An 8,150-nucleotide genomic window follows, 5' to 3' on the forward strand; every position below is an offset into this window, starting at 1 on the left:
TCGAGCCATTCCTTCAGCATGGTCTCGCCGACCTTCTGCAGGTCGGTCTTGAGCTGCGCCGAGGGCGGCAGCACCTGCATGCCGTTGGCCTTGAGCTTCTCGAGCGTGTCGGTGTTGACCTTCTGGCTGGCGGCCCAGCCGCGCGCCTCGGCGTCGGCGGCGGCCTTCAGCACGGCGGCCTGGGTCGGCTTGTCGAGCGCGTCGAAGGCGGCCTTGTTGACGATCACCGCATTCTTCGGCAGCCAGGCCTGGGTGTCGTAGTAGTACTTCAGGTGCTCGTAGAGCTTGCTGTCGACGCCGGTGGCGCCCGAGGTCATCGTGCTTTCGACGACGCCGGTGGCCAGCGCCTGCGCGAACTCGGCGGCCTGCACCGTCACCGGTTGCGCGCTGACCAGCTCGGCGATGCGCGCGGTGGCCGGGCTGTAGGCGCGCCACTTGATGCCCTTGAGGTCGGCCGCGCTGGCCACCGGCTTCTTGGTGTAGATGCCCTGCGGCGGCCAGGCCACCGAGTACAGCAGCATCATGCCCTGCTCGCCGAGCTTCTTCTCGAGCAGCGGCTTCTGCGCCTTGTACAGCTTCATCGAGGCGTCGTAGCTGACCGCCAGGAAGGGCAGGCCGTCGGCGCCGAAGATCGGCCACTCGTTGGCGAAGTTCACCAGCAGGATCTCGCCGATCTGCGCCTGGCCACCCTGGACGGCGCGCTTGATCTCGGGCGCCTTGAACAGCGAGGCGTTCGGGTGCACGGTGATCTTCAGCTTGCCGCCGCTGGCCTTGTCGACGTCGGCAGCGAACTGCACCAGGTTCTCGGAGTGGAAGTTCGTGGCCGGGTAGGCAGCCGGCAGGTCCCACTTGGTCTGGGCCAGGGCGGGGCCCGCGGCGACGAGCGCGGCGGCGGCGAGGAGGGTTCGCAAGGACATGGGGTCTCCCGGTGAGAAGAAGGCTGGAGAATACGCGCGGCAGGCTGGCGACCGTCTGCGTGACTTCCCGGCACCAGCAATGCCCGTGCCGGGCCGATGCACCAAGGGAGACACCGAGTGAACCTGCGCTTCGTCGAGGCCTTCTACTGGGTGGCCTCGCTCAAGAGCATGTCGCGCGCGGCAGAGAAGCTGTTCATCACCCAGTCGGCGATGTCCAGCCGCATCGCCGCGCTGGAGGAGGAACTGGGCGCGCTGCTGCTCGACCGCCGCGACCGCCAGATCCGCCTGACCGTGGCCGGCTCGCGCTTCCTCGTCTACGCTGAACGGCTGCTGGCGATGCAGCGCGAGATCAAGTCGGAGATGGGCTCCGCCACGGCGCGTGCGCTGTCGCTGCGCCTGGGCGCGATCGAGTCGGTGCTGCACTCGTGGCTGATCGAGTGGGTGCAGCACATGCGCCAGACCCAGCCGGGCTTCGAGCTCGAGCTGACGGTGGAAACCACGCCGGTGCTCGTCGAGCAGGTGCGGCGCGGCACGCTGGACCTGGCCTTCGCGGCGCTGCCGGCGGCCGGCGACGGCCTGCGCAGCCGGGCGCTGCCGCCGATGGAGATGGTCTTCGTCGGTCATCGCGAACTGCACCGCAGGCGCCGCTATGCGCTGGCCGACCTGGCCGCGCTGGAGCTGCTGACCTTCCAGCGCGGCTCGCAGCCGCACGTGGCCCTGCTCGACCTGTTCCGCCGTGCCGGCCTGGAGCCGCCGCGCGTGCACACCATCTCGTCGATCTCGGCGATGGTTCAGCTCGTCGAGGGCGGTTTCGGCGTGGCCACACTGCCGCGCGCCGCGGCGCAGCGGCTGGCCGAACGGCTGCCGCTCAAGCCGCTGGCCTGCGAGGCGGCGCTGACCCCGCTGCCGGTGCACCTGAGCTACCGGCACGACCCGAGCAGCGGCGTGCCGGCCGAGGTCATCGAAGCCGTGCTGGCCTTCTCCGGCGCCGCACCGGCTGCGCCCAGGGCTGCATGGCGCGCCCGCCGTGCCGATAACCGACAGGGGGGCGCGCCGCGCCGGCGGGCCCCGTCCGAGCCATGAGCACCGCATCCGAGTCCCCCGACCTCCTGAACGAGCGCGCGCTGGCGACCCTGATCGCCGACGGCGCCGGCGCGGCGGCCCTGGCCGCCCGCGTGCTGGGCCTGCCCGACGCCGATGCCGTCCAGCAGGCGTTCGCCCAGGCCGTGCTGGCCCTGTTCGAGTTCCGGGAAGGGACCGTCGAACAGGGCCTGCGGCGCCTGGAGGCGGCGCAGGGGCTGCTCGGCGTCTCCGACGGCGACGCGCGCGTGGCCGACCTGCTGCAGCACGCCCGCGCGCTTGGGCACCGGCGCGAGGAGCGACTCGCCGATGCCGAGGCGCTGCTGCGTCCGTTGCACGAGCGCTCGGACCAGCGTGCGCCGGTCGATGCCTACCTGACGGCCGCTGCGCTGGGCATCGTGGTGTCGATGCGCGGCGACGACGACGGCGCGCTCGACCTGTTCTACCAGGCGCTGGCGCTGGCTCGCCGCAGCGGCCACGACAGCCTGCTCGTGAATGCGCTGAACAACCTCGGTTCCTACCAGTCCGACCTGCACAACCTCGAGGACGCGGCGCCGCTGCTGGAGGAGTGCCTGGCCGGGGCGCTGCGGCTCGGATCGCGCCGGCAGATCATCTATGCGGCGGGCAACCTGGTGCAGTGCCTGTGCCTGATGGGTCGGCCCGAGCAGGCGCTGGCGGTGGCCCGCGATCAATTGATCGGGCGGATCCGGCCCGACGACCTGCCCGCGCTGCACCGGGATGAGGAGATCGCGCAGGCCCTGCTCGACAACGGGCTGGTCGACGAGGCGGAAGCGGCGCTCGGCGGCGAGGCGCACGTCGATCCGCTGAGCAACGAGCTGGACACGGCACGCGTCTGGCTCGGCGCCCGCATCCTGCTGGCGCGCGGTCGGGCCCGGGAGGCGCTGGAGATCTGCGTCGCCCGGCGCGCCATGCTCGAGCAGGATGGCGAAGCCGGGACCGTGGCCGTCGATCGTGTCAACCTGCTGCGCGTGGCGGCGCAGGCCGCCGGCGAGGTCGGCCGCTACGAACTGGCCTTCGAGCTGCTCGGCGAGGCCTTTGCCAAGCACGAGCTGCTGCTCGGCCGCGCGGCGCGCTCGCGCCAGCTCAGCCTGCAGATCTCGCACCGATTGCGCCAGGCCGAGTGGGAGCGCGACAGTGCCCAGCAGCTGGCCGCCCGGCTGGAGGCGCTCAACGCCTCGCTGCAGGCCCAGGTGGCGGAGAACGAGCGGCTGCAGCGACAGCTTCGCGCGCAGGCGCTGGAAGACCCGCTGACCGGGCTGCACAATCGCCGCCACCTGTTCGAGGCCGGCGCGGCGCTGCTGTCCCTGCTGCGCCGCCGTGGCGAGCCGCTGGCGGTGGCTCTCGTCGACCTCGACCACTTCAAGCAGGTCAACGACCGCCATGGCCACGAGGCCGGCGACCGCGTGCTGCGCGCCTTCGCCGAGCTGGCGCGGCGCGAGACGCGCGCCGAGGACATCGTCTGCCGCTACGGCGGCGAGGAGTTCGTGCTGCTGATGCCCGGCGCCGACGCCGCGCAGGCGGCGGCACGCATCGAGCAGCTGCTGCCGCGCTTCGTGGCGCTGCGCTTCGGCGATGCGCACGGCAACAGCTTCTCGGTCAGCTTCTCGGCGGGCGTGAGCTCCGCGGCCGACGCTGCCGAGGGGCTCGAGCTGCTGCTCGAGCGGGCCGACGCCGCGCTGTACGAAGCCAAGGGTGCCGGCCGGGCCTGCGTCCGGGTGGACCCCGGTTCATCGATGAAATCGATCAGGACTTAGAAAAAAATCTCGTTTGTCCGGTGTCCATCGCGGCAACAGAATGCGCCGCATGCAAGCGCCGAACGACATCCACGACGCCACCCCGGCCCAGGCCCGCGCGCTGATCCGGTCCGGACGCTGGACCTCGCACACCAGCGGGGTGGCCGAGCGTCACGTGCAGGGCAACGTGGTGATCCTGCCCAAGCGCTGGGCCGACGACTTCCTCCTGTACTGCCAGCGCAATCCCAAGCCCTGCCCGCTGCTGGCGGTGGCCGGACCCGGCGAGCACGCGCTGCCGAAGCTCGGCGCGGACATCGACATCCGCAGCGACGTGCCTCGTTACCGCGTGTGGCGCCACGGCGAGCTGGTCGACGAGCCGACCGACGTCGCCGCGTTGTGGCGCGACGATCTCGTCACCTTCGTGCTCGGCTGCTCCTTCTCGTTCGAGCAGGCCTTGCGCGACGAGGGCATCCGGCTGCGCCATGTCGACCAGGGGCTCAACGTGGCGATGTTCCGCACCTCGATCGCCACCGAGCCGGCCGGCCCCTTCGCCGGGCCGCTGGTGGTGACGATGCGCCCGCTGGCGCCGGCCGCGGCGATCCGCGCGGTGCAGATCACCTCGCGATTCCCCGACGTGCACGGCGCGCCGGTGCACCTGGGCGAGCCGGCACAGATCGGCATCCGCGATCTGATGCGGCCCGACTACGGCGATGCGGTCGAGGTGCTGCCGGGGGAACTGCCGGTGTTCTGGGCCTGCGGCGTGACGCCGCAGGCGGCCATCGCGCAGGCCCGCCCCGACTTCTGCATCACCCACGCGCCCGGCGCGATGCTGATCACCGACCTGCTGAACCATCAGCTGGCCAGCTTCTGAAGCCCATTCCCTCCGCTCCATCCACCACGGGAGAGTCCTCGATGAAACGTCTCGCCTTCGCCTTCGCTTGCGCGCTCTCCGGCGCCCTGTTCGCCGCCGGCGCCCACGCCCAGACCCAGTGGGATCTGCCCACCGGCTATGCCGCAAGCAGCTTCCAGACCGAGAACGTGCAGCAGTTCGCCACCGAGGTGGCGCAGGCCACCGGCGGCAAGCTGAAGATCGTGCTGCACCCGAACGGCTCGCTGTACAAGGCCAACGAGATCAAGCGCGCGGTGCAGAGCGGCCAGACGCAGGCCGGCGAGTTCATCCTCTCCGGCGCGGCCAACGAGAACCCGCTGTTCGGCGTCGATTCGATTCCCTTCCTGGCCGACAGCTACCCGGCCGCGAAGCGCCTGTCCGAGGCGTCGCGCCCGGCCATCGACAAGCTGCTCGCCGCGCAGGGCATGAAGCTGCTGTTCGTCTCCCCCTGGCCAGGCCAGAGCCTGTACAGCAGCAAGCCGGTCGACACCGTCGCAGACCTCAAGGGCACCAAGATGCGCGCCTACAACCCGGCCACCTCGCGCATCGCGCAGCTGGCTGGCGCGCAGCCCACCACCATCCAGCTGGCCGAGCTGTCGCAGGCGCTGGCCACCGGCACGGTGGAAAACTTCCTGACCTCCAGCGCCAGCGGCGTCGAGATGAAGCTGTACGAGAGCGTCAAGCACTTCTACAGCGTCAATGCGTGGCTGCCGAAGAACGCCGTGGTGGTCAACCGCAAGGCCTTCGACGCGCTGGACAAGCCGACCCAGGATGCCCTGCTCAAGGCCGCCGCCGCCGCCGAGGCGCGTGGCTGGGCCACCAGCGAGCGCAAGAACGACGAGTACCTGAAGGAACTCGCTGCCAGGGGCATGAAGGTGGCCGCGCCGAGCGAAGCGCTGTCGCGCGAGCTGCGCAAGATCGGCGCGACGATGACCGCCGAGTGGCTCAAGCAGGCCGGTGCCGAAGGCCAGGCGATCATCGACGCGTACTCCAAGTGAGCCTCGCCGTGAGCGCCGCCGTCGACCGCATCCTGGCCGGGCTCGCCGCGTTCGCGATGGTCGCCGCCTTCGTCTGCGTCGGGCTGGGCGTGCTTGCCCGCCTGGCCGGCTGGGACATCCCCGGCCTCGATGCCTACGCCGGCTATGCGATCGCCGCCGCACTGTTTCTCGCGCTGCCGCAGACGCTGCGCCGCCAGGAGCACATCCGCGTGACGCTGCTGCTCGAGAAGCTCGGGCCGCGCGGCCGCGCGGTGCTGGAGTGGTGGTCGCTGGCGGCCGGCCTGGCGCTGGCCCTGTACATGGCGGTCTATGCGGTGCGGCTGGTGTGGCTGTCGCACGAGATGCACGACGTGTCGTCGTCGGCCGATGCGACGCCGCTGTGGATCCCGCAGCTCGCGATGGCGCTGGGCTGCGCCGGCTTCGCGTTGTCGCTGGCCGAGGCGATGTGGGCGCGCTGGACGGCGCAGCCGTACTTCGCCGAGCGGCCGGCCGACGAAGCGGCCCACATCGAGTGACACCCGGAGCACGCGCGTGGACCTGCTGATCACCGTCTTCCTGATCGTGCTGCTGCTGGCCGTGCTGGGCTCGGGGCTGTGGATCGGGCTCGCGCTGCTCGGCGTGGCCGTGGTGGCGATGGAGCTGTTCACCCAGCGCCCGGTGGGCGACAGCATGATGCTGACGATCTGGGGCTCCACCTCGAGCTGGACGCTGACCGCGCTGCCGCTGTTCCTGTGGATGGGCGAGATCCTGTTCCGCACGCGGCTGTCGGAGAGCATGTTCCGCGGCCTCGCGCCGTGGATCGACCGGCTGCCCGGGCGGCTGCTGCACACCAACGTCATCGGCTGCGCCGTCTTCGCGGCGGTGTCGGGCTCGAGTGCGGCCACCTGCGCGACCATCGGCAAGATCACCCTGCCCGAGCTGAAGCGGCGCGGCTACCCGGACGGCATGGCGGTGGGCACGCTGGCCGGCGCCGGCACGCTGGGCCTGCTGATCCCGCCCTCGATCATCATGATCGTCTACGGCGTGGCGGCCAATGTCTCGATCGCCAAGCTGTTCATCGCCGGCGTGCTGCCGGGCATCCTGCTGGCGCTGCTGTTCATGGGCTACATCGTGGTCTGGGCGCTTCGCCACCCGCAGCAGGTGCCGCCAGCCGATGCGCCGCTGCCGCTGGCAGCGCGGCTGCGCGAGTCGCGCCACCTGATTCCGGTGGTCACGCTGATCGCGCTGGTGCTCGGCTCCATCTACACCGGCGTGGCCACGGCCACCGAAGCCGCCGCGCTGGGCGTGGCCGGCTCGCTGGGCCTGGCGGCCGTGGAGGGCTCGCTGAGCTGGAAGGCACTGCGCGAGGGGCTGGCGGCGGCCACGCGCGTGTACTGCATGATCGGGTTGATCCTGGCCGGTGCCGCCTTCCTGACGCTGGCGATGGGCTTCATCGGCCTGCCGCGCCACCTGGCCGAGTTCATCGGCAGCCTGAACCTCAGCCCTTTCGCGCTGATGCTGATGCTGGTGGTGTTCTTCATCGTGCTGGGCTGCTTCCTCGACGGCATCTCGATGGTGGTGCTGACGATGGCGGTGCTGATGCCGACGGTGCAGAAGGCCGGCTTCGACCTGATCTGGTTCGGCATCTTCGTCGTGCTCGTCGTCGAGCTGGCGCAGATCACGCCGCCGGTGGGCTTCAACCTCTTCGTGCTGCAGGGCCTGACACGGCGCGACATCACCTGGATTGCGCGGCGCTCGACGCCGCTGTTCCTGCTGATGCTCGGTTTCGTGCTGCTGCTGTGGTTCGTGCCCGGCATCGCCACCTGGATGCCGTCGCGCATGTAGCGCCGCGGCCGGAGGAAACACCATGCTCAGACGAACCATGCTGCAGGGCGCGGCAGGCGTGCTGCTGACCACCGGCGCCCGGGCCGCGCCTGCCTGGCGGCTGGCCACCGGCTACCGCGCCGAGTCCTTCCACGCCCAGAACCTGCAGGCCTGGGCGCGGCAGCTCGAGCAGTCCACCGGCGGTGCGCTGCGCATCGAGCTGCAGGCCAACGGCAGCCTGGCGCCGCTGGCGCAGATCCCAGCCGCCGTACGCGAGGGCCGGGCCGAGCTGGGCGAGGTGATCATGACCGGCCTGGCGAAGGAAATGCCGATCGCCGGCGCCGATGCCGTGCCCTTCGTCACCCGCCACTACGACGACGCGCAGCGCCTGTGGCAATACCAGCGGCCACTGGTGGCGCCGGCCTTCGCGGCGCGCGGGCTGCAATTGCTGTTCGCCGTGCCCTGGCCGCCGCAGGGGCTGTACTGCGTCCGGCCGGTCGCCTCGGTGCAGGACCTGCGAGGCCTGCGCATGCGCACCTACAACGCCACCACCGTGCGCATCGCCGAACTGCTGGGCGCCGTGCCGGTGGACGTGGCGATGGTCGATGTCGGCCGCGCGGTGGCAGAAGGGCGCATCGACGCGATGATCACCTCGGCCGTCACCGGCGTCGAGAACCGTGTCTGGGACGCCCTGAAGTTCTTCTACGAG

General features: G+C 71.0%; 8 protein-coding genes. 7 read left to right on the plus strand and 1 reads right to left on the minus strand.

Going from position 1 to position 8,150, the window contains the following annotated elements; all coding sequences use genetic code 11:
* The coding region (locus AB7U92_RS17005) for a TRAP transporter substrate-binding protein (protein WP_428579437.1) at positions 1–917 on the minus strand (917 nt) is incomplete at its 3' end.
* A gap of 117 nt (positions 918–1,034) precedes the next feature.
* Here AB7U92_RS17005 and AB7U92_RS17010 point away from each other — a divergent pair.
* From AB7U92_RS17010 to dctP, 7 genes are all read left to right on the plus strand, one after another.
* Complete coding sequence (locus AB7U92_RS17010; protein WP_428579439.1) at positions 1,035–2,000, plus strand: LysR family transcriptional regulator; 966 nt, start codon at positions 1,035–1,037, stop codon at positions 1,998–2,000.
* Entirely contained in the window at positions 1,997–3,772 is a 1,776-nt protein-coding gene (locus tag AB7U92_RS17015) for a diguanylate cyclase (RefSeq protein WP_428579442.1), read from the plus strand. The genes AB7U92_RS17010 and AB7U92_RS17015 overlap by 4 nt, the downstream gene beginning before the upstream one ends.
* Positions 3,773–3,821: 49 nt before the next feature.
* Positions 3,822–4,622 carry a putative hydro-lyase gene (locus tag AB7U92_RS17020; protein ID WP_428579444.1) on the plus strand — a complete coding sequence of 267 codons (801 nt, stop codon included), beginning with the start codon at positions 3,822–3,824 and terminating at the stop codon, positions 4,620–4,622.
* 41 nt (positions 4,623–4,663) lie between these two features.
* Positions 4,664–5,638, plus strand: coding sequence for a TRAP transporter substrate-binding protein (locus tag AB7U92_RS17025; protein ID WP_428579447.1), 975 nt, complete (start codon positions 4,664–4,666; stop codon positions 5,636–5,638).
* 8 nt (positions 5,639–5,646) lie between these two features.
* Positions 5,647–6,153 carry a TRAP transporter small permease gene (locus AB7U92_RS17030; RefSeq protein ID WP_428579449.1) on the plus strand — a complete coding sequence of 169 codons (507 nt, stop codon included), beginning with the start codon at positions 5,647–5,649 and terminating at the stop codon, positions 6,151–6,153.
* Positions 6,154–6,169: 16 nt separating this feature from the next.
* Positions 6,170–7,462, plus strand: coding sequence for a TRAP transporter large permease (locus tag AB7U92_RS17035; RefSeq protein ID WP_428579451.1), 1,293 nt, complete (start codon positions 6,170–6,172; stop codon positions 7,460–7,462).
* 22 nt (positions 7,463–7,484) lie between these two features.
* Positions 7,485–8,150, plus strand: a 666-nt coding sequence (gene dctP, locus AB7U92_RS17040; RefSeq protein WP_428579454.1) for a TRAP transporter substrate-binding protein DctP, incomplete at its 3' end; no start/stop codon positions are given.

Origin of the sequence: Piscinibacter sp., from assembly GCF_050175855.1 — a bacterium.
GTDB lineage: Bacteria > Pseudomonadota > Gammaproteobacteria > Burkholderiales > Burkholderiaceae_C > Piscinibacter.

What these genes read in the sequence shown, in the direction of transcription:
- AB7U92_RS17020 (WP_428579444.1), top strand. Translation starts at nt 3,822, where the DNA reads ATGCAAGCGCCGAACGACATCCACGACGCCACCCCGGCCCAGGCCCGC.
- AB7U92_RS17025 (WP_428579447.1), top strand. Translation starts at nt 4,664, where the DNA reads ATGAAACGTCTCGCCTTCGCCTTCGCTTGCGCGCTCTCCGGCGCCCTG.
- AB7U92_RS17015 (WP_428579442.1), top strand. Translation starts at nt 1,997, where the DNA reads ATGAGCACCGCATCCGAGTCCCCCGACCTCCTGAACGAGCGCGCGCTG.